The organism is Bacillus coahuilensis m4-4 (assembly GCF_000171615.1).
Lineage (GTDB): Bacteria > Bacillota > Bacilli > Bacillales > Bacillaceae_K > Bacillus_T > Bacillus_T coahuilensis.
This window is the reverse complement of sequence record NZ_ABFU01000067.1, coordinates 14130-37003: the sequence shown is the minus strand read 5'-3', so window position 1 is coordinate 37003 and position 22874 is coordinate 14130. Positions and strand designations below refer to the sequence as shown.

The window sequence follows — 22874 nt, the reverse complement described above, 5'->3', positions numbered from 1 at the left end:
TATTAAAGTAATTTAAAGTGAATACATACATATTGGCTCAGTAGCTCAGTTGGTAGAGCAATGGACTGAAAATCCATGTGTCGGCGGTTCGATTCCGTCCTGAGCCACTTACAAAAAGTACTGCAAAGACGAAGCTCTTGTAGTGCTTTTTTATTTGTCTAGTTTTGTGGGGATTGAGAGACGAGAGGAACCCCTCAAGATGAAGCGGAAGGCGCGAGGACCTTTTAAAAAACGCCAAGTGAGGAAGAAAAGACGCCCGCATAAAACAAGACAACACGAAAACCGCTCATAATCAACCAATCCCCGCCCCCCGGTCTTGCCCATTGCCCCCCATTAACCAAAGCCGCGCCCACGTTTCTATGAATCTGCTCATATCTTTCTACCTATTAAAAATTTTACGTCCACTTAATAATAGAGGGTCAAACACGTGCTATGATAGATAGTGTTTGTAATTGATTGAATTTTCGTATGAAGCTACCTAGGAAAAGAAAGGTGACGAGATGAGCATTACTATACAGATTAACCAGCTGGAAAAGAGTGTACAGCATGAAGGTAATCATACTACTCTATTATCCCTTCCCCATTATGTAATAGAATCAGGAGAGCAAGTAGCGATGATGGGAGCGAGTGGTTCTGGAAAGACGACGTTTCTTGAGCTTTTAGCAGGGATTACGACGCCATCAGCAGGTAGCATTCTCCTGAATGATTGGCTATTTCATGAGTTGCGTGACAACGAACGATCACATATACGGCTTGAAAAGATGGGACTTGTACTTCAAGATTTTATGTTATTTCCTCACCTAACGGTCGAAGAGAATGTCCTATATGTCTATGAACAATACAAAGATAAAATGAACACCTTACTAACATCCTTACGAATCCAACACCTCAGAAAAAAGAAAGTGAAGCACTTGTCAAAGGGAGAACAGCAGCGAGTGGCCATCACTCGAGCGCTACTTCACGAGCCATCCTTTCTACTTATGGATGAGCCGACAAGTAATTTAGACCCTGCCACCGCACGAGTTATCATCCAAACCATCCAAGAAGAAGCAAAGAAGACGGGGGCCACTTTACTAATCGTGACGCATGATGAGAAAGTAGCCAACTGTTTTCCAAGAACCGATAATATGGAAAAGTTAAACTTCGCGTACAACCATCAGGAGGCACTTTTATGAGTTTGAAAAAGAAGCTATCCCTTATATGGTTGAACGGTAAAGGTAGGCTAGGAACTCTACTGGTATTAATTTGTTCTAGTAGTCTCGTTTTATCGTTAATGATGACAGTACAGCGTGTATCCCTTCAGGCTGAGGACTGGACGAGAAAGCAATCAGGTCAGTACGAATTAGTAGTTGGAGCGGAAGGAAGTGCTCTGCAGTTAACGTTAAATAGTTTGCAATTTTTAGATACACCTGTTGGGAACGTTCCGTTCGAACTCTATGAAAACCTTCAAGAAGATGATCGAGTTTTACGAGCCATCCCTATTGCCTTAGGGGATACATACAAGAATCATCCCATAGTCGGGACGTCTCTTGACTACTTTGAGCCATTTAGAGAAGGACTTCCAGAACGGTTTTCGCTAAGTGAAGGAGGCATGTTCCAAGGTGCAATGGAGGCTGTACTAGGCTATGAAGTGAGTAGAATGCATGGTCTTATGATAGGCGATGAGCTTGTTTCTGAACATGACGCAGGAGATATCCACGAAGAAGGCTATACAGTAGTAGGAATTTTAGCCCCGTCAGGCACTTCTACAGACCGAGCTGTCTTTGTTTCCTATGAAGATATTTGGCATATTCATGAAGAAGGTCACAGCGATGAACATACCGAAGAAGAATCTGAAGCGGAACCGACAGAGGAGCATGAACATGAAGGACATACAGATGAACAGCACACGGAGCATTCCAGTGACGATAAAGAGTTAACGAGTATTCTGGTAAAGCCAGAGAATATTGGGTTGCTTCCCTCTTTACAAGAGGAATATGACAGAATGGAAACGGTTCAAGCCGTGTATCCAGTAACGGTGTTCCGAGATATTTTACAATCCGTATCTATTAGTGAAGGAATTGTTCAGCTATTCTCTTCCATAGCGGTTATATTTGGTTTCGTTCTCTTGTTATTTGTTGTGTTAAGTGGAAGGCAATCCAGACAGAGAGAACAAGATATTTTATATCGTTTAGGCTATTCAGATAGAGTAATTCGTAGTTTGTACATCGGGGAAAGCATCCTACTGCTACTAGTGAGTGTGGGATTGTCCCTCTTACTTTCAGCGGGAAGCGGTGCGTTGATTGAGTGGTATAGCTTACAGGAGTTAGGAATTATTCTGCCAGAGTCTAGGCTACTCTCTATAGATATTCTCCCTGTTTTTATTGGGGTAATTGTCGTTTATGTGCTTCCATTATTTTATAAAAGAGGTGAGGGGTAAGAATGAAGAAGTGGTTATGTATGCTGGGCTTTGTTTTACTATTAGGTGCTTGTCAAAACAGCGAGGACACCCATTCAACGAACGGAGTGGCCCAAGCAGAATCTGAGGAAACCTTAACTGAAATTCAGTTCTCTCAATTCTTCACAAAGTCTGACACGGGTGAAGGTGAAATTACAGAAGAAATTCTGGCGTTAGAAGGAAAAAAGTCGGCATTCGTGGATATATGACAGAGCTTACTCCCATGGATCAAGCCTTCATTTATTTAGTACCACAGCCAGGAGCAGCGTGTCCTTTCTGTTCCGTTGATAATCCAAAGTATATTGAAGCCATTGCGGTGTATTTACCAGAAGGAGATTACCAGGATTATTCTGAACAAGAGATGTGGGCATACGGAACGCTTGAAGTGGGCGAAGAGGTGGATGAACTAACAGGGTTGATTAGTATGTTCCGGTTGAAGGCAGAATCAATGGTGCCGTATCAGCCGAGGTGATGAAAAGTAGTATATTCGTATAGGTAGCTCCTATTAATTGTGAAGAATAGAATCGCCATTTGCCTTACTTTTGATATATCTGAAGGATGAAAGGAGAATTTATGAGAAATTCTCCTTTTTTAATAAAATCTATAAGGAATCTGTTTTGAAGGATTACTGAACAAGGAAAGTCCATTCATTTTTTAGGGAAATGATTCAGTGAGTCTGCTAATTTTTTTATTCTGATATTTTGAATAGAAATAAAAACCAATAATATGCCCGACTAAGGTTAACAGTATAAACACTATTGTATAATTTTTAATGAAATGGAACATGTCTGTTGAAAATAGATATACGGCTAATAATCCACCAAAGGAATTGATTAATGTACTAAGGATAATATTAGTTTGGGCTTTAAATGTTGAATATCCCCATAAATAAGGATATATAATACCGAAAATGATTCCGGAAATTAGACCAATCCCAATTAAATTCCATACATAGTGAAAGGGGATATTCAGTCCATTATAAGCAACAGTTCCTAATAGAAACACCCATATAATACTTCCTAATGCTGCTTGGGTAAAACTTTGTCTTAAATGAATAATCATGATAATCTCTCCTTTATTAATTTTGCATAGTGCCTACTTACTAAATATTTTTTATCATTTTTTGTATATACCTCTAATCTTGCATAGTCACCTGACCTAAATGAAGATATTTGAGAAAGGTTCAAGATGGTGGAATTGTTTATTCTAAATAATCCATTCGCCTCGAATTGTTTTAACTCTTTTAATCGCATATCTAGCAAATACTCTTCTTGATTACTTAATATGACTTTAGATAAATGACCTAGTGATGTAATTACTTCAATTTGTTGAATCCTTATGGAAAGCTTCCTATTGTTCTTCGGATTCTGAACATTTATGGTGCTGTTTGAGCTTAGTCCTTCTTTCAGTGTCCATAATTTTTCTTTTATTCACTGGATTTGCTATGATCTCAATTTCATTAGTGTCACGTGCTATATCCCAAGTAAAGTTTATTTTCATGTGAGCCTCCCTTCTTATGACAAGAATATCAATTATCTTGTGTCATGATAATAAGTATTTATTTTGTTACATAAATACTGCATTTTGTTGCATTTAAAGGTTTAATAGACATATAAAAGATGTAATATTCTAATGTAGATCTTAAGAAAAGGAACTTCTAAATGGATCGTTCCTTTATCTATTTTTTTTATTAATAAAGTATTATCAAAATGACTAGCACCCTTTTAGCACTCATGTAGAACAGTCCTCTTAACGGCTAAAAAGGGTTAGTACATTCTTTAAAATTACTATACAAAAAAGGTGCCAATTAGTTTCCTAATGACACCTCCAAATGTGCAATACAATATGATTTGACCTTTTTAATCTTTTAGAACTTCTCTGTGTTAAACAAAATTCCCTCTAATTGTCTGTTCCCTACAAAAACAACCGCTCAAATGCCCAGTAAGCCCCTACCACAACGATAAACGAAGAAGCGACTTTTAACGCAACCGAATAAAAATCCTTCTGTTGAACTAAGCGTAACACTGGAATAATGAGAACAACTAAAAGAATTTGCACCACTTCGATGCCAAGGTTAAAGCTTAGTAACGAAACAAGTAAATGATCTTTTGGAATCGTCATCTCAGATAGTAGCCCTGCAAAGCCAAGTCCATGAATCAGACCAAACGCAAATGTAAGGGCCCATCTTTGCTTCACTTCTTTTCTAACTAGATTCTCTATAGCAACATAACAAATGCTAAGCGCAATAACGGCTTCTACTAGTAAGGAAGGAAGCGTGATAACCTGCAGGTAGCCAAGTGTTAATGTAATACTATGGGCGATGGTAAATGCCGTAACAATACCGATTAAATCCTTTACCTTTTGCCTAGCAAGCAGTAAAGCAAATAGGAACAGAAGATGGTCGTATCCTGTAATAATATGCTCCATCCCAAGAATAAAAGAATTCAAGCCAGCTGGCATTAGCCGTGCTGGAAGCTTCCCCTAAAGTTGAAGCATCAATAGAAGCGGTACGATTCTCGCCCTTTAAAATGGTTTCAGTGAAGTCCTCTCCTTGCTGAATCGATACAAAGTTCGTGTACGTCGTTTTCCAAGATGAGTCTAAATATAGGGAGTCTTGTAACGTGATAAGTGAATCCGTAGTTGGATAGCTTTGACTGATCGTGACATACGTTTTATCATTTTTTTCTTCTAATAGAATAGACTCTAGCATCCCTCGCTGTGCCACATCATTAAAAGTTAGTATAACGTTTTGGTTGTACCACTCCACAACGGAATCCTGTACTAATTGTAGCTCTTCTTCTTCTATTTGATTAGTTTGATTCTGATCCGCATCAATATGCTCAAGAACAGAAAGGTCATCGATTGAAAAAGTAACAAGTAGAGCTTCTTGATCAACTGTAACGGTCGTATAGCTTGCGCTGTACTCATGTGCCTCTGATACTGGGATGCTGGCGGTGAACCATAACAGGGTCGCCGTTAAAAATAGAATAATTTTATTCATAGATTATGCCTCCTTTATACCTTAACTATCTTAGAAGAGAATTATTTTGAAAGCTTGCTAGATTTATTAAATAATTGTAAATTTACTGAATTGTATTTCAATAAATTGTTTACAATTTTAGAACATCTTATTAATATAAATTTGTTAGTTTGGTATAGTCTGCAATTCTAGTAAAAGATTACTAGAATTGTGAGAGATTTGACTAATAAAAGGGGGATTTAGTAAGTGGACAAGTGGATTAGACAGAACCGCAAATGGTTTTCTATGTTGCTCGTTGCCATGATGGTGGTTAGCTTATTGCCTATGAAATCAACAACTGTTAGCGCTGAAACAGCAATCACGGACTTGTTTTTTTCAGAGTATATTGAGGGTAACAGCAACAACAAAGCCGTAGAGATTTTTAATGGTACGGGCAAAGATATTGATTTAAGCGAATATACCATTGAAAGATACAATAATGGTAAAAGTGCAGAAACAGATGCGAATGTTACAGCCCTTTCCGGTACATTAACAGATGGTGATGTCTATGTTATTGGTAACTCTGGTGCCGTACAAGCAATCAAGGACCAAGCAGATGTAGAGAACACAGTCACTTATTTTAACGGAGATGATGTACTATTACTTAAGCATAATGGTACGATTATTGATTCTTTAGGGAAACTAGGAGAAGATCCTGGGGATAAATGGTCGGCTAATGGTGTAGAAACAGCTGAGCAAACGTTAGTAAGAAAACCATCTGTATTATCTGGAGATGTTGATCCTACTAACGATTATGACCCTTCGGTAGAATGGAACTCGTATCCTACTGACACATTTGATTACTTAGGTTCTCACACAGTAGATACAGTCATAACAGAACCAACCGATCCAAATCTTATTCCGATCGCGGATGCGCGTTTAAAAGCAAAAGCCGAATCTGTGACGGTGCAAGGGATTATCACTTTTGCCCAAAACTCAACAGCAATGTACATACAAGATGCAACAGGCGGAATTAAGATTGATACGTACGGTAAGAATGTTCCACTAGATTCTTATGCTATTGGAGATAAGGTTAAGGTAATGGGAGTTATTGATGAGTACAACTCGGAACTGGAAGTATCTCTTGAAGATGCTGCTAATATTACGGTTGTGTCGAAAGATAATGAGATACCTGCACCTAAATCGATTTCTTCACAAGACCTAGGTAACGTTCAAGGTGAATGGGTGAAGATTTCAAGTGCGAAAGTGAATACCGTAGGAAGCACATTAAAAGTAGAAGATGCAAATGGAGCGGCGGATGTGTACACAGGAAACGCCAAAAATTATGAATCTTCTATGGTTGAACAAGGGAAATCTTACGACTTTGTTGGGATAGCTTCCAATTTTAAAGGAACGAACCAACTAAAATTAACAGACGGCAAATACATTACAGAACCAGCACCAGTCGATAATGGGGACGCAACACCAATCAAGGAAGCACGCGCAAAAGCTGCTGGTGAAACGGTCACGGTTCAAGGTGTCGTCACTCACGCAGAAACAGATAAAATCATGTACATCCAAGACTCCACAGGTGGCATCAAGATCGATAACTTTACGAAAGCAGCTGATATTACAACCTTCGTTGAAGGGGACCTTGTGAAAATTGAAGGGAAAATCAGCGGATTTAAAGACGAACTACAGGTATCTCTTGAAAAAGCAGATGCGGTGACACTAATCAGCAAGAATAACCCACTTCCAGCTCCAAAAACCATCACCCTAGATCAATTAGAAGAAACTCAAGGAGAGCTTGTAAAAATAGAAATGGCTCAAATCGTTGATACTTCTAATAACTACAATATTGTCATCAAAGACACAAAAGGCACACAAACAAACCTTTATTTCGCAGCAGCAGACAACTTTAATAAGACTTCCGATGTAAAAGAAGGACAGTATTTCACTATTGTTGGAGTCGCAGCAAAATATACAAGCGTTCAAATGAAGCTGCGGAACGGAGCAGATCTTGAACTACAAGATGCTCCTGAAGATGCTAAGCTTCCTCTAATTTTTAACGTGGTACCAAAGAAAATGGAATCAACGTTTGACGCGCGTCCTGTTATTTCTGGACAGCTAGAAGCAGCGGGATCAGCATTAGATTTCTCTACGTTCTCTTTAGTAGTAGACGGTGAAGATGTAACGGGCTCTACAACACTAGATCAAACGAATTTAATGTTTGACTATACTCCATCAAGTGATTTCGCAGTTGGCGAACATTCTGTTGTCATTTCGATTTCAGATGTGAGCGGAGCGAAAAATGAAATCACGACGTATTTCTACGTACAAGACAACCTAAATGATGAAGATGTGAACACATACTTTGGTGTTCCACATGCTCATACAGGATACTCAGATGGAAAAGGCACGCCAACAGATGCGTACCAAATGGCATATGAGCAAGGGTTAGATTATCTTGTTGTAACGGATCACAGTAACTCTCTTGAGGGAGATGAATATGTGTCCGATCGAAAAGAATTTATTGAAAAAGAAGGCTCTGAATGGGCGAAAACAAAAGAGATGGCAGAAGAGTTCAATGCAGCTCATGAAGGGGAATTCTTAGCTGTACGAGGCTTTGAAATGACCTACTCGGATGTTGGACACTCCAATGTGATCAATTCTACAGACTACGTTGAACGTAAAACGATGACACAATTAAATGACTTCTATGAATGGTTAACAACGGAGGAAAATGTTGTAGCAGCATTTAACCACCCGAACTGGCCGAGTGATTCATTTAATGACCTAGCGTATGATCCTAAGATCGACCATATTATGGCGATGATTGAAGTAGGTAATGGTGCGCCTCCTTATAGCTATGCTCGTGCAGAAGAGTCGTTCATTAAAGCAATGGATAACGGCTGGCATGTTGGAGCAATCAACGGTCAAGACAATCACTCCACAAACTGGGGAGTTCCAGATAACCTAACAGCAGTGGTAGCGGAAGACCTAACAAATGAAAGCTTTATTGAAGCATTAAAGCTTCGCCGCGTCTATTCAACAGAAGCGCGTGACACAGAACTGAAAGTAAAAGCAAATGATTTTTGGATGGGTAGTACACTAAATGTGGCAGATGGTTCGGAATTAGACTTTGAAATCACGGTAAAAGATCAAGATGACCCAATTAGCACAGTCCAAATTTTAACAAATGGCGGGCAAATCATTGATAGCGTGGAAGCAGGAGAAGTAACAGAATTCTCTTGGAACCCAACAATTGTAGATGGACAAGGGGCCAACTGGTATGTTGTAAAAGTTATTCATACTAACGGTCTATGGACGACAGCGAGTGCCATCTTTACTACTGGCGGCGAAATGGACGTTAAATTAACAAACCTTGAAGTAAACCCGGATCCAAGCTTACCAGGACAAGAATCTGAGCTTGCGGCAACCATTACGAATATGGGTGTGCGTGGAGTTGAAGATTTAGAAGTGAAGTTCTTCAGTGGCTCTGTTTCTGAGGAGAATTATATTAGCACAGGTACAGTAGAATATATTGGCCCAGGTAAGAGCATGAAAGCAACAGCAGGCTGGACACCAACTGCTGCAGGACAAAACAAAATTATCGCAGTCTTAACTGACATTCCTGGTGTGACAACCGTTACACAAATGGACAAGTCTGTGAAAGTAGTAGAATCGAATAACAAGAAAGTCATGATTGATGGTTCTCACGGAAATGCAGATGTACCAGGTTCGATGAACCAATTTATGGAGCTGTTACGTCGTAACGGGTACCAAGCAGTAATCAACACACAACCAATTACGGCAGAGTCGTTAGTTGGATTTGATGTCCTTGTCATCAATGCACCAAGTACAGGTAAAGCGTACACGGCAGCCGAAGAAAAAGTAATCGGTGACTGGGTAAAGGCTGGCGGTTCTTTAATGCTTTCCTCTAAATCAAACTACGGATATGACAATAGCATTGTGAATCCGTTATTAGCGGAGCTTGGTTCAGGTATCCGTATTAACAACGATAACGTATATGAGCCAAACACTTCTGATAAGTTTAGTGGTGGAATGAAATGGTCTGTTTATGCGTACAACGTACCAGAAACAGAATCAGGATTAAATGACAATATTGAAGCAATTCGTTATTTCAGTGGTGCCTCATTAGTTGATGAAAACTTAGGTGCTCTAACGAACGATTCAGAATCAGGTCTTGAAATATTAGTTGGTGGGAACAGTTCTTCTTACAATTTTAACGTGGCAGATGGGTACCATACGTACAACGAAGCCATTGGCGCGGAAGGTGATGAAAATCAAACATCCGGACCAAACGGTGAAGATATCCCGATCATCGCGAAGGAATATGTAGGAGAAGGACGTATCTTAGTTTCTGGTCGTCACTTCTACTCTGACTTTGAGATCGTGAACGACGTAAGTAACACGAGCTTCACTCTACGTACAATGGATTGGTTAGCGGATTATGACCGTATCAAAACCATTGAAGATGTAAGAAACAATGCAGAAGAAGGAGATATCGTTACTGTACAAGGTACCGTAACCGCTCCAACCAATAAGTTCTTCGATACTGTGTATATTCAAGATGAAACTGGCGGGATCTCGTTATTTGGTACACAAAACAAAGACCTTCCAGTTGGGACAGTGGTTATCGCGACAGGGGGCGTAACAACATTTGAAGGCGAGCTAGAGCTAGAATATGAGAATTTTGATATGGAAATTCTATACGTAGGCCCTGGTGAAGAAGTGGACCCAGTGAAAATTAGTACCAAAGAGGTGTCAGACGGAACGTTTAACGGAATGCTGGTCACAACAGAGGGTAAAATCAAGGATATGAACGATGAAGAAAGCTATTTTATCGTTAATGATGGAAAGGCAGATGCTAGAGTATTAGTAGACGGCTATTTACCATTAGATGTAGATCGCTTTAAAACAGGTGATAAAATTAGCGTAACAGGTATCGCATCTTCCGGTGCCTCAGGAAACCGGATCCGTGTCCGCTTTGCGGAAGACTTAGTCATGCTTCAAGATGACGGTGATGACGACGGCGGCGAAGATGATGGAAATGGTGACAAGGAGGAACCAATAGAAGAAATTTCAGGGAAAGACCGTATCGCAACGGCTGTTGAAATTTCTAAAGAGCTTCATCCAAATGGTTTTGGAAAAGACCATCCATATAAAACGGTATTAATTTCAACAGGTTATAATTTCCCTGACGGTTTATCGGCGGGTCCATTAGCGACAGCATTAAACGGACCAATTCTACCGGTGGACTCAAAAGGAAAGTTAACAAGCGAAGTATTAAATGAAGTGAAACGCTTAGGTGCGGAAAATGTGTACCTAGTCGGCGGAAAAGCCGTTGTATCTGATGATGTTATCAAGCAATTAATAAGCATCGGTGTGAAGAAAGACAAGATTGAACGTTTAGTAACAGAAGATAAGGAAGATCGTTATGGTACAAACCTAGCCATCGTTAAAAAGCTACAAAAGCTAGGGTTTGATGGGAACGGTGTCTTTATTGCAACAGGTAACAATTTTGCGGATGCCCTAAGTGCTGCTGCTGTAGCAGGGGTAGAAGGAATGCCAATTGTTCTAACAAACGGTAAATCCTTAAGCAAAGAAGCGTTAAGCGTTCTTAAAGGAGAAGAAGTGTACATTCTTGGTGGACGTGCAGCGATTAGTGACCAAGTCGTGGTGGATGCTATAAGTGAAGCGAAGTTTGTAACACGTATCTCTGGAAGTGACCGTTACGGAACACTTAGCACACTTCTTAAACGCTTTGACACAGGACAAGAGCTATTCATTGCAAGTGGAGTGAATTATCCAGATGCCTTGTTCTCCAGTCCATTAGTGGGAGATCAAGACGGCACATTATTATTAGTGCACCCAGACTACATCCCTGCTCATCTATCAACACAAATAGAAAGTATGATAGATGAGAACAATCTAACATCCGTTCGAGTACTTGGAGGAAACCAAGCCGTTTCAGATAAAGTACGTGATAAGTTAGAAGGGTATTTAAAGTAAATAGCAAAAGAACTGACCCTAGGAATGGGGTCAGTTCTTTTCATTCATATGGTGTCGTTCGTCTATGCACTATAGTATAGAGGGAAAATAATTTATTCTCATGGTAAAAGGTTCGACAAGATGATTCTCCTATACTCATAGAGGAAATAGGTACTACACAAAAAGGTAGAACGATATGGGAATATAGTTTTCTCCTATGAGTCGTCTATAAAAAAAAGTAGAAAAGGAAGAGGAACACGAACAAGTGTCCTCTTTAATGGTAACGGTTGCATAACAAAATGGTAGATCTATGTCATTTTATGACACGAATGCTACATTTATATTACAGTTCTACAACTTTCGACCCAACGCAAAATGAAGTATGGTAAGTTAATAGAGCAGTTTACAGATCATACTAGAACATGTCGGATAAAATATAGATACATAGAGATGTGAAGAGTTTAGGGGGATAAAGAAATGAAGGGCTTCAAAACCACTCAGTACCTTCAAAAACTAAATACAAACCTTGTAAAAAAAGCCATTGTCACGACAGTATTGGTGTCAACTTTTACTGTACACACGGTTTCTGCCAAGAATGGAACAGAGGATCGTTCGGCGTTTGAAACGGTTTATCATGTATACATGAACAACGAGTATGTAGGAGTTGTATCAAACCGTGATAAATTAGACGCATACGTATCAGATTCTGTTAAGAGCGCGTCAGAAGAGTTCGGGCTAGATGTTACCTTTGACGGCGAATTAACCTATGTTTCTGAAATGGTGTTCAATCCTCGCGTGGAAGATGAACTCGTGATGGATCAAATGAAAGAATCCTTTGTAATGGAAACAGAAGCAGCAGCCATTGTATTAGATAACAAAGAACCTGTGTATGTCCAAGACTTAGAAAAAGCGGAAGACGTTTTACGTCAAGTAAAATTACAGTATGTAACAGAAGAAGAATTGGCAGCTTTTGAAGCACAATCTACTTCTACTGAAGCTTTACCCGATTTAGCGGAAGGTGAAACTAGAATTGCGAATATTTCTTTCAAGCAATCTAGTGAAATAAAACTTGATACAGTGAACCCAGACAAAGTAATGAACGTAGAAGAAGCAGTAAAGCTATTGTTAAAGGGAACACTTGAAGAAAAGAAATATACCGTTCAAGAAGGAGATGTGCTAGGAAGCATTGCTTCAAAGCATGATCTATCCACTGAACAGCTTTTATCATTAAATAAAGGAATGACAGATGAGACAGTACTGCAAATTGGCGATGAACTCAATGTCACATTCCTTCAACCATATATTCAAGTAGTCGTAGAATATGAAACAAAGAAAAAAGAAACCATTGCGTATGAAAATGAAGTAGTGGAAGACGATACCATGTGGAAAGGCGACACAGCGGAGGTACAAGAAGGTGCTGACGGTGAGCGCGTTGCAACCTATAGCATGACGAAAGTAAACGGTGTGGAATCGTCTAAGGAAATGGTAAAAGAAGAAATCATTAAAGAAGTTCAAAACCATATCGTCAAAAAAGGAACAAAAGTCGTTCCATCTAGAGGAACAGGTAACTTTGCATGGCCAGCAACAGGTGGACATGTTACGAGTCACATGGGCGCACGTTGGGGTTCTTTCCATAAAGGAATGGATATTGCCGGTACAAGTGGTAAAGCGATTAAAGCAGCAGATAACGGAACCGTTGTGTTCGCTGGTTGGGATAGCGGTGGCTACGGAAATAAAGTGATCATCGATCACAATAATGGATTTAGAACGTTGTATGCTCACTTAAGCTCGATTGACGTTTCTGTGGGGCAAACTGTGTCACAAGGAATGAAGCTTGGAAATATTGGTGCAACAGGTAACTCTACAGGAGTTCATTTACATCTAGAAGTAACGAAAAATGGTTCTCTTGTGAACCCAGCAGATTATTTTTAATACAAAAGCCTCGAAAGCGTAAGCTAGAGGCTTTTTTCTATACTATAGTCGATTGGGCCTGTGAGACATTCGACATTATTTCCCGAGAAATGATGAACCGTACAATATAATGAAGATATTTGGTTAAAAGGTGAAATCCTACGGGTAGTTATGATAAATTAATAGAAATAGGAAACAAAGTTAGCGACCTAATAAGGCGTATCGATAAAGGGGAGATTCCAATGGATAAGAAGATTCTAGTAGTAGATGATGAAAAGCCAATCGCAGATATTCTCCAGTTTAACTTAAAGAAAGAAGGTTATACCGTGTACTGCGCGTACGACGGAGAAGAAGCGATCAAAATGGCAGAAGAGGTTCAGCCAGATATGATTTTACTAGATATCATGCTTCCGAAGCGTGATGGAATGGAAGTATGCCGAGAGCTTCGTAAGAAATACGAAATGCCGATCATTATGCTAACAGCAAAAGACTCAGAGATTGACAAGGTGTTAGGTCTTGAACTGGGTGCAGACGACTATGTGACCAAGCCGTTTAGTACGCGTGAGCTAGTAGCGCGTGTCAAAGCCAATTTACGTCGTCATCAAAATGTTCAGATTCCATTAGAGGATGATCAAAAAGGAAATGAAATCGTTATTGGTTCCCTTGTGATTCATCCAGATGCGTACGTTGTGTCCAAACGAGAAGAAACGATTGAACTGACTCACCGTGAGTTTGAACTTCTTCACTATTTAGGGAAGCATATTGGCCAGGTCATGACGCGCGAACACTTACTTCAAACCGTATGGGGCTACGATTATTACGGTGACGTCCGAACGGTCGACGTAACGGTTCGACGCTTGCGTGAGAAGATTGAAGACAATCCAAGTCATCCAATGTGGATCGTCACACGAAGAGGGGTAGGCTACTACTTACGTAATCCAGAACAGGAGTAATGTTATGAAGAAAGTGGGATTTTTTAAATCCATCCATCTTAAGTTTGTGCTGATCTATGTGCTACTCATCTTCTTAGCGATGCAAATTATCGGCGTATACTTTGTTCAACAGCTAGAAGAAGAGCTTGTGAGTAACTTTGAATCATCGCTTACATCACGAGTAGATCTTGTGCAGTACTCTCTTCAAGAGGAATTTCTGAAAGAGCGTACCGAAGAAATGCCAACACTTGAGCAAGATGTGAACAGCATTATTAATGACCTTGCGAATATGGCAGATATTCGTGAGGTGCAAGTAGTAGATAGTAGTCGAATAGTGGTGGGAACGTCTGCTGGCAACCAAGGGTTAATTGGCCAGAAGACCACCAATGATTCGGTTAAAAAGGCGTTCCTTATTAAGAAAGGTCTACCAGAGATTTATGTAGACCAAGGGGAACGTCTTTGGGTGTATACCGTTCCTATTTTAGATGACGCCGATGAGGTGTTAGGAGCAGTATATGTTATTGCCGAAGTGGAAACCGTCTACAAGCAGATGGGGAACATTAATGAAATATTTGCAACGGGGACGTTTATCGCGCTTATTTTAACCGCTATTCTTGGCGTGTTCCTGGCGCGTACCATAACTCGACCAATTTCTGATATGAGTAAACAAGCAGAAGCCATGGCAAAAGGAAATTTCTCTCGAAAGGTTAAAGTGTATGGCTACGATGAAATTGGTGAGCTAGCGATGAACTTTAACAACTTAACGAAGCGTCTACAAGAAGCCCAGGCCACCACAGAGGGTGAACGACGTAAGCTTTCCTCTGTTCTTTCCTATATGACAGACGGTGTGATTGCAACGGACCGGAAAGGAAAGGTCATTCTTATTAATGATCCAGCAGCAAAGCAATTAAAAGTCGAGAGAGACCAAGTGCTATCCAATAGCATCGTCACTCTGTTAGGCTTAGAGGACGAGTATACATTTGATGAGCTATTAAATGAGCAGGAGTCTGTTATTTTAGACTACAGCTCAAAGGATCAGCCGTATATTTTACGTGCGAACTTTTCGGTTATTCAAAAAGAAACGGGTCATGTGAACGGGTTAATTACCGTATTACATGATATTACGGAGCAGGAAAAGATTGATATGGATCGCCGCGAGTTTGTAGCGAATGTATCCCATGAGCTACGAACGCCGCTGACAACGATGCGCAGTTATCTTGAAGCGTTAGCAGAAGGTGCCATGGATGACCCGACGATTGCCCCGCAATTTTTAAAAGTAACCCAGGATGAAACGGAGCGCATGATCCGACTCGTGAACGATCTTTTACAATTATCGAAAATGGATAGCCGGGATTATTATTTTAATAAAGAATGGATTCCATTTATTCGATTCTTTGACGGTATCATTGATCGCTTTGAAATGAGTAAGGCGCAGCATGTTACGTTTAAGCGTGAGCTACCGGATGAGCAAATTCTCGTTGAAATTGACCCAGATAAGCTGACGCAGGTAATCGATAATATTATTTCCAATGCCTTGAAATATTCTCCTGACGGTGGAACCGTGACCTTTGGTGTCGACATACAAGAAGAATTTATTGTTATCAGCATCAAGGACCAAGGGATGGGAATTCCAAAAGATAATCTAGATAAAATATTTGAACGTTTCTACCGTGTAGACAAAGCAAGATCAAGACAAATGGGTGGAACGGGACTAGGTCTCGCCATTGCCAAAGAAATGATCTACACACACGGAGGAGATATTTGGGCCGATAGTAAAGAAGGAGAAGGAACGACCATTTTCTTTACCCTTCCGTATGAAAGTACACAAGAGGATGAGTGGGAATGAAATACGAAACCGTAAAATCCATAATTCTAACCGTGCTAGTCTTTTTAAGTGCCTCGTTAACATTTGCGCTTTGGACCTATCAGCCAAGACTCTCGTCGCTCAATGACACCTATATCGACATTTCCATCGCAGAACAAAAAGAGATTTCAGATATTATTCGCCCTTATAAAATTGTGTATCATGATGAAGATGTTTCTCGTGGAACAGTTGAACAGCGAGATATAGACCTCCACTTAGAAGAATTTAAGAATTGGTCATTTTTCGATGTCAATGAGGTGTATCCGCGAATGGATAAAACCAATTTTTATGACCTCATTCACGGAGCCGGGATGGTCGAGATTGAGTTTCCAAATCTTGTTCCCCTTACAACGTATACGAATGTGTTAAACTTTAGTGATGAAGAGGAAATGGATTACTTTGACTTTGATCGGATGGTCATTGACACGAACCTGGAGGATTCCGCAGAATACATGACAGTGTATTTCGTGAATTATCAACAAGGCGATGTCGTGGAGAGTCACGTGAACCGCTCCTTCTATGAAGCGTTTGCTGATGTGTTTATTAAAGGAAGACGAGCGTATGATGACTATACGGCTATAGAGCTGAATGAAGGAAGAAAGATTTTTATCCCAGAGAATGGTGTGAAGATGAGAGAGCTTACGTATCTTGTGAGCTTTGGTAAAAATTCGTCATCAGAACAGTCCTATGTGGAATTGTTTAAAAAGGCGTTATTCTCTGATCCAAACGGTGTAAGACCCGATACCATTCAATCAGGGAAGGAATATTCCGACGGTACCAGTAAGATGGAGGTAAACGAAACCACCAATATGATTCAATACGTGGATCCTCAGGAAGAAGGGTACTTAGTGACCACACGACCTGAGCTCATTCAAAAGAGCCTACAATTTGTGAATGAGCATGATGGCTGGACCGACGATTATCGCTATGTGGATTGGAATCAAGAGCAGCAGAAAATCACCTATCGGTTATTCCAAAATGGGTATCCGGTGTTCAATGATAACCGGATGACGCTTATGACCCAAAAGTGGAGCAACAATCAAATCTATATTTACGAACGACCGTATTATAATATTACCGATAATATACCACCACCTAAAGAGCAAGAAACCCTTCCGGCCGGACAAGACGTCTTCGAAGTGGTGAAGAAGCATCCGCAGTTCAAGGAAGAAAACGTAAAGAATATTGTTCAAGGCTACGAGCTGAATAAGGTAGCACCGAACACGTTTGCGTTTGAGCCTAGCTGGCATTATCAGTACGGAGAAACATGGTATAAGGTAGACTTTGACAAGCTAGGAGGGGCTACGATTGGATTGGAGTAAAACTAAAAGCATTTTTATCGTCGTCTTCTTCATCCTAAACCTCTTCCTGCTAACGCTCATGATCAACAAGCTGAATGCCAATAACTTAACCAATTTACCGAATGATACAGTAGAAGACCTACTAAGCGCCGAGAGTATTACCTATACAAAGCAAGAAAATGAAGTGATTGAAGCCTATTTACTAAGTGCTCAATCGAAGCAGTTCACCCAAGAAGAAGTGAGACTATTAAAAGGGCAGACCGTGGAAATTAAAAATGGCAGCATCTTAACCTCTGAGCTAGAGGAGCCGATTCCGTTAAATGAAAAAAATACGGTCGATGACTTTTTTGACATATTGGAGCGGGTAGGGGTCCTTTACTATGAGAAGTATGACTATGTGACCATTGATAACGCTGAAGGCGTGGTCACCTTTTATCAAACGTATAAAGACATGCCTATCTACCGGAACAAAAGCATTTACGCACAGCTGCTGTTCTACTTTAACGAGGACCGTGAGCTCTATGCGTATGAGCAAACCCTATTAGAAGATATTGAAGAGTTTAATGATAAAAAAGAGCTCCTTGGATACGGACAAGCTGTATCCACTGTCGTGAACCAGCGTCTTCTTCAGCCAAACAGCGATGTCAAAATTGACCTAGGCTATCACACCTCGGTTCAATTAGAATCCAATTTCCACGTGCTCACGCCGACGTATCGATTAATTGTCGAGCACAACGGCCAGGAAAAGGACATGGTGTATTACGTAAATGCCTACGAAGGAAAGATCTTAGATATTAGCACCAACGATGAAGTATTGGAGTGAAAGGAATGACCATGAAGTTTAGCGTTCTTGCGAGCGGGAGTACGGGAAATGCCGTCTACGTAGAAACAGGCGACCAGGCCTTTCTCGTAGACGCAGGCCTCTCCGGGAAAGCCATGAACGAACTATTTACTAAAATTGACCGAGACATAGCCAAACTGTCAGGAATTCTTGTCACTCACGAACACAGTGATCATATTAAAGGGATTGGCGTACTGGCGAGAAAGTATAATTTGCCCATCTACGCCAACGAAAAAACATGGCATGCGATGAGTAAGAACATTGGAGAAATCGCAACCGACCAAAAGTTCACATTTGATATGGAAACTGTCAAAACCTTTGGCTCTCTGGATATCGAATCCTTCGGCGTCAGCCATGACGCCGCGGAGCCGATGTTTTACGTGTTCCATCAAGGTGATAAAAAGCTGGCAGTCATCACAGATACAGGCTACGTAAGCGACCGCATGAAGGGCACGATTCGAAATGCCGACGCCTATGTGTTTGAAAGCAACCATGACGTCGGAATGCTCCAAATGGGCCGCTACCCGTGGAGCACGAAGCGCCGTATTTTATCTGACGTGGGCCACGTCTCCAATGATGATGCGGCCCTTGCGATGAGTGATGTGATTGGCGACCGAACGAAGCGAATCTATCTTGCTCACCTTTCGTTAGACAACAATCTAAAGGAACTAGCGAGAATGAGTGTACAGCAAACCCTCGAGCTATGCGACCAGCCAGTGGGCCATCAATTTGAGCTGTACGACACCGACCCGAAGAACCCAACTGTGCTAACAGCCGTTTAAGAATAGGAAGTAGTGGAAAGAGTAAAGGTGAAGAGACCTTTGCTCTTTTTTTGGTGGAAGAAATGTATCTTAGTGAGTGTTAAGAATAGGGTGGGTTGATTTCTGTGAATGGAACTCGTTGAAATAAACAATTTTAAGGAAGGACTTAACGAAGGAAGTTCAAGCTTACTAGTAAAAATAACGCATGATTTCGAATTTAGTCCACATTCCTTCATAATCTTGTCATAATTTCCGATTATAATTTTAGTATAAAGAGAAAATAAACTTAGTGAACATATAGAAAGGATGGTTGTCATGGGATATTACGATGAACATGTACAAAGCCGCGAGGAGAAAGCGGTGAAGAAGCGCGGAGTAGGTGGCTACTTTCTAGCAAGCTTTGTAGGAATTATATTAGGTGCTCTATTAGTGATTGTCGCCGTACCAGCTCTATTAGATTACAACGTCCTTCCACCAGATTCGGCTCAAAATGAATCAGAGGCAGAACAAAATGTGACCGGTAACGCAGAAAATGTCTCCTTAGATGTGACCACCACCGTCACGGATGCCGTTGAAAAGGCAGGAGACACGGTCGTTGGAATCTCGAACATCCAGTCCTCTAGCTTCTGGACAGCAGAAGCCATGGAAGCCGGAACAGGCTCAGGCGTTATTTATAAAATTGAAAACGGTACAGCCTTTGTGGTCACCAACTATCACGTGGTCCAAGGAGCCGACGAGCTTGAAGTAACACTAGCAGATGGAACAAAGAAGCCAGCAGAAATTCTAGGCGGAGACGTTTGGACAGACTTAGCGGTCATTAGTATTGATAGCGAAGGCATTGAAGATGTAGCGGAATTTGGAGACTCTTCTGCTCTGAAGCAAGGTGAGCCCGTTATTGCCATCGGGAACCCACTGGGTCTTCAATTCTCTGGATCTGTCACACAAGGTATTGTTTCAGGAATTGAACGTACGATTCCAGTGGATATTGACAGCGACGGGATGGCCGACTGGAACGCAGATGTTCTTCAAACCGATGCAGCCATCAACCCAGGAAACAGCGGTGGAGCCCTGGTGAACATTTCAGGTCAGCTTATTGGCATCAACTCCATGAAAATCGCTCAATCGGAAGTAGAAGGAATTGGACTGGCGATTCCGATCAACTCAGCCATTCCAATTATTGATGACCTAGAAACCCACGGGGAAGTAAAACGTCCAACGATGGGTGTGAATCTATTAAACGTAAGCGAAGTATCCTCCTACCACCAACAAGAAACATTAAAGCTACCAGAAGAAGTGAAAACGGGTGTTGTCATTAATGAAGTGGTACCAAATTCACCGGCAGCCATTGGTGGATTAGAAGAGCTTGATGTGATTGTAGAAATGGACGGCGAGAAGATTGACGACATTATTCAGCTTCGCCAGTTCTTGTATACAAAGAAGACGGTTGGAGATGGCTTAGAGTTAACCATCTATCGCAACGGCCAGCAGGAGAAGGTAACAATTACGTTAACAGATGAAGGCATGCTGTAATGAACCCAGGAACACACAGAGAACGATATGCCATGACTCATAATCGTTGGATGAGCCTTCTGAAGGTACGCTCAAGTAGGATCTCACAAGTACTGCAGGATAAATCTCGAATCCCTACAAAACAAATCATCAGGAAAGTATAAACATCGTCTCATGTTAAATACTAGTATCAGTTATTCACATGTGGATAACTCCGAAACGCTCCTTTCCCCCTCAAAGGAGCGTTTTATTTTTTCTCTTAGGGGAACGTAAAATAGGATAGAGAGACGCAGAGTAACTTCCAGTAACAACCAGATACGATTAGTTGCATACGCAACCATATCCGTGGTAGGGTAGATGTAGAAAAAAATAGTTGCGATAACAACTAATGAGGAAGTGCAATCATGGAACCTATTTCAAAATGGATTTCGACCCTACACCGGTACGGAAATATCTACAAAGAACGAAGCTTTCAGGCATGGGGACTGGGCAGCGGCCAGCTCCTGTACCTGTTTCATCTATATAAGCAAGACGGCGTTACCCAAGAATCCTTATCCCAGCAGGTGTGCATCGACAAAGCGACCACCGCCCGGGCCATCGGCAAGCTAGAGCAGCTAGGCTTTGTCAGCCGACATCAGTGTAGGAAGGATCGCAGACAAAACCTTGTCTACTTAACGGATAAAGCCCACGAATTGAAACCCGTCATCATTGAAAAAATGACACTTTGGAACGAAGTGTTAACGTCAGGCTTAAGTGAAGAAGAAAAGCTTCTTTTGGTGAAGCTTTTAGATAAAATGAGCAGCAATGCCACTCATCATATAAAAGGGGAGGAACGTCAACACCATGAAACAGACCAAGCATAGCGAACGCCTTGGAACCGACAGTATCCCTCGTCTTATGACCAATCTTTCTGTCCCTGCCTTTGTCGGCATGTTCGTCATGGCTTTATACAATGTCGTCGATACGATCTTTATCGCAAGAGGGGTCGGAACACTCGGTGTCGCTGGCCTATCCATCGTCTTCCCCATTCAAATGATTCTCGGTGCCTTCGCAGCCGCGATCGGAATCGGAGGAAGTACCATCATCTCGAGACGTCTTGGGGAAAAACGCGAGGAGGAAGCCAACAACGTCTTTGGTCACGTCACCTGGCTAGTCACCTTCTTTAGCTTAATCATGCTCGTACTCGCGCTCTTATTCCTAGAGCCGATTCTACGAATGTTCGGTGCCACAGATGCCATAATGCCGTATGCATCGGACTATTTAAGCATTATCCTGTTCGGAACCATCTTCCACACGTTTGCGATGAGTAACAACAACGTTGTCAGAGCAGAAGGAAATGCCACCATGGCGATGAAAACGATGCTGGTGGCGAGCTTACTCAACATCGCCCTCGACCCCGTGTTCATCTTTGGATTCGATATGGGGATGCAGGGAGCCGCACTCGCAACGGTCATCTCCCAAGCCAGTGCCGCCGTGTGGATTTTTATGTATTTCAGAAGCGGGAAAAGTACTCTCCAGTTCACCTGGATTGGCCTCATCCCAGAGCTTCGAGTCGTAAAAGAGATTGCAGCCATCGGTTCTGGAACCTTCGTCAGACAAGTGTCATCGAGCTCCATGGTCATCGTCGTCAACCTAGCCCTCGTCCAGTACGGAGGAGAACTAGAAGTGGCTGTCTTTGGTATCATTATTCGACTCTTAATGTTCACCGTGATGCCCATGTTCGGGATCGTCCAAGGCATGCAGCCCATCGTTGGGTACAACTACGGTGCGAACCTGATGGAACGTGTTCGGAAAACAGTCACCCTGTCCATCACAACGGCAACGCTTATTGCCCTAACCATCTGGATGGTCATCCAAGCCTTCCCAGGATTCTTTATGGGCATCTTTACAGAAGACAGTGAAGTCATCCGAATTGGGGTGAATGCGCTAGGGATTATCTTCCTTGTGACACCACTAGTCGGATTCCAAATGATATCAGGAGGACTCTACCAAGCACTTGGGAAAGCCAAAATATCCTTTGTCCTGTCCATGGCAAGACAATTGTTATTCTTGATTCCCATGGTACTCATCCTCCCAACCATATTTGGATTACAAGGTGTCTGGATGGCCTTTCCAGTCTCAGATACTCTGGCATTCATCCTGTCCTTAGCCATATTCTTACGAGACCGAAAGAAAATCTTCACTTCAAGGAGTGCTGTGAGAAATCCAGCCGTTTCATAAGAATGAATGTAAGCAGAGCTTAGCACTCTGCTTATTTTTTTGCGTGTAAAAGGGAAACCATTCCCGGTTCGGATGAGTCTCGTGGTAAAATAGCTTGTGGATAAACAAAAGGATCAATGGAAAA

General features: G+C 41.4%; 18 protein-coding genes and 1 tRNA gene. 15 read left to right on the top strand and 4 right to left on the bottom strand.

The annotated features are described in order from the left end of the window. Positions 1-34: 34 nt before the first annotated feature. The 5 genes from M44_RS18395 (at position 35) to M44_RS18375 (ending at position 2909) form a co-directional block, all read left to right on the top strand. Positions 35-107, top strand: a tRNA-Phe gene (locus M44_RS18395). Positions 108-500: 393 nt separating this feature from the next. Beyond that, positions 501-1175 carry an ABC transporter ATP-binding protein gene (locus M44_RS24280; protein WP_010176024.1) on the top strand — a complete coding sequence of 225 codons (675 nt, stop codon included), beginning with the start codon at positions 501-503 and terminating at the stop codon, positions 1173-1175. Continuing rightward, entirely contained in the window at positions 1172-2419 is a 1248-nt protein-coding gene (locus M44_RS18385; RefSeq protein WP_010176023.1) for an FtsX-like permease family protein, read from the top strand. The genes M44_RS24280 and M44_RS18385 overlap by 4 nt, the downstream gene beginning before the upstream one ends. Positions 2420-2421: 2 nt before the next feature. Further along, on the top strand, positions 2422-2646 hold the full coding sequence (locus M44_RS18380) for a putative periplasmic lipoprotein (protein ID WP_010176022.1): 225 nt from the start codon (positions 2422-2424) through the stop codon (positions 2644-2646). Then, positions 2643-2909 carry a hypothetical protein gene (locus tag M44_RS18375; protein ID WP_010176021.1) on the top strand — a complete coding sequence of 89 codons (267 nt, stop codon included), beginning with the start codon at positions 2643-2645 and terminating at the stop codon, positions 2907-2909. Before M44_RS18380 ends, M44_RS18375 begins: the two co-directional genes overlap by 4 nt. Positions 2910-3091: 182 nt before the next feature. Here M44_RS18375 and M44_RS18370 read toward each other — a convergent pair whose 3' ends face one another. The 4 genes from M44_RS18370 to M44_RS18355 all read right to left on the bottom strand — a co-directional run bounded on the left by M44_RS18370 (position 3092) and on the right by M44_RS18355 (position 5438). Beyond that, positions 3092-3499 carry a hypothetical protein gene (locus M44_RS18370; RefSeq protein ID WP_010176020.1) on the bottom strand — a complete coding sequence of 136 codons (408 nt, stop codon included), beginning with the start codon at positions 3497-3499 and terminating at the stop codon, positions 3092-3094. Then, positions 3496-3771: a LytTR family DNA-binding domain-containing protein gene (locus M44_RS30160; RefSeq protein WP_420167129.1), complete on the bottom strand. Its 276-nt coding sequence runs from the start codon at positions 3769-3771 to the stop codon at positions 3496-3498. The genes M44_RS18370 and M44_RS30160 overlap by 4 nt, the downstream gene beginning before the upstream one ends. Positions 3772-4351: 580 nt before the next feature. After that, a complete protein-coding gene (locus tag M44_RS18360; protein WP_237705344.1) occupies positions 4352-4885 on the bottom strand; it encodes a HupE/UreJ family protein in 534 nt (177 codons plus the stop codon). Then, positions 4803-5438: a hypothetical protein gene (locus tag M44_RS18355; protein WP_010176016.1), complete on the bottom strand. Its 636-nt coding sequence runs from the start codon at positions 5436-5438 to the stop codon at positions 4803-4805. The genes M44_RS18360 and M44_RS18355 overlap by 83 nt, the downstream gene beginning before the upstream one ends. Positions 5439-5663: 225 nt before the next feature. Here M44_RS18355 and M44_RS18350 point away from each other — a divergent pair, with 225 nt between their 5' ends. From M44_RS18350 to M44_RS18305, 10 genes are all read left to right on the top strand, one after another. Continuing rightward, positions 5664-11432 carry a cell wall-binding repeat-containing protein gene (locus M44_RS18350; RefSeq protein ID WP_010176015.1) on the top strand — a complete coding sequence of 1923 codons (5769 nt, stop codon included), beginning with the start codon at positions 5664-5666 and terminating at the stop codon, positions 11430-11432. A gap of 456 nt (positions 11433-11888) precedes the next feature. Beyond that, the gene (locus M44_RS18345; protein ID WP_010176013.1) at positions 11889-13343 is read left to right on the top strand and encodes a M23 family metallopeptidase; all 1455 of its coding nucleotides are present in this window, start codon (positions 11889-11891) and stop codon (positions 13341-13343) included. A gap of 221 nt (positions 13344-13564) precedes the next feature. Then, positions 13565-14275, top strand: a complete 711-nt coding sequence (yycF, locus tag M44_RS18340) for a response regulator YycF (protein WP_010176011.1) — start codon at positions 13565-13567, stop codon at positions 14273-14275. Positions 14276-14279: 4 nt separating this feature from the next. Beyond that, positions 14280-16100, top strand: a complete 1821-nt coding sequence (gene walK, locus M44_RS18335) for a cell wall metabolism sensor histidine kinase WalK (RefSeq protein WP_010176010.1) — start codon at positions 14280-14282, stop codon at positions 16098-16100. Then, positions 16097-17440 (top strand): YycH family regulatory protein, encoded by a 1344-nt coding sequence (locus M44_RS18330; protein WP_010176009.1) that lies wholly within the window; start codon positions 16097-16099, stop codon positions 17438-17440. Before walK ends, M44_RS18330 begins: the two co-directional genes overlap by 4 nt. Continuing rightward, positions 17427-18242, top strand: coding sequence for a two-component system regulatory protein YycI (locus M44_RS18325; RefSeq protein ID WP_010176007.1), 816 nt, complete (start codon positions 17427-17429; stop codon positions 18240-18242). Before M44_RS18330 ends, M44_RS18325 begins: the two co-directional genes overlap by 14 nt. A 5-nt stretch (positions 18243-18247) precedes the next feature. Further along, complete coding sequence (locus M44_RS18320; RefSeq protein ID WP_010176005.1) at positions 18248-19042, top strand: MBL fold metallo-hydrolase; 795 nt, start codon at positions 18248-18250, stop codon at positions 19040-19042. Positions 19043-19336: 294 nt separating this feature from the next. After that, entirely contained in the window at positions 19337-20551 is a 1215-nt protein-coding gene (locus M44_RS18315) for a S1C family serine protease (RefSeq protein ID WP_010176003.1), read from the top strand. 383 nt (positions 20552-20934) lie between these two features. Next, entirely contained in the window at positions 20935-21393 is a 459-nt protein-coding gene (locus tag M44_RS18310; RefSeq protein ID WP_010176001.1) for a MarR family winged helix-turn-helix transcriptional regulator, read from the top strand. Next, positions 21374-22750 (top strand): MATE family efflux transporter, encoded by a 1377-nt coding sequence (locus tag M44_RS18305; RefSeq protein WP_010175999.1) that lies wholly within the window; start codon positions 21374-21376, stop codon positions 22748-22750. Before M44_RS18310 ends, M44_RS18305 begins: the two co-directional genes overlap by 20 nt. Positions 22751-22874 lie beyond the last annotated feature (124 nt).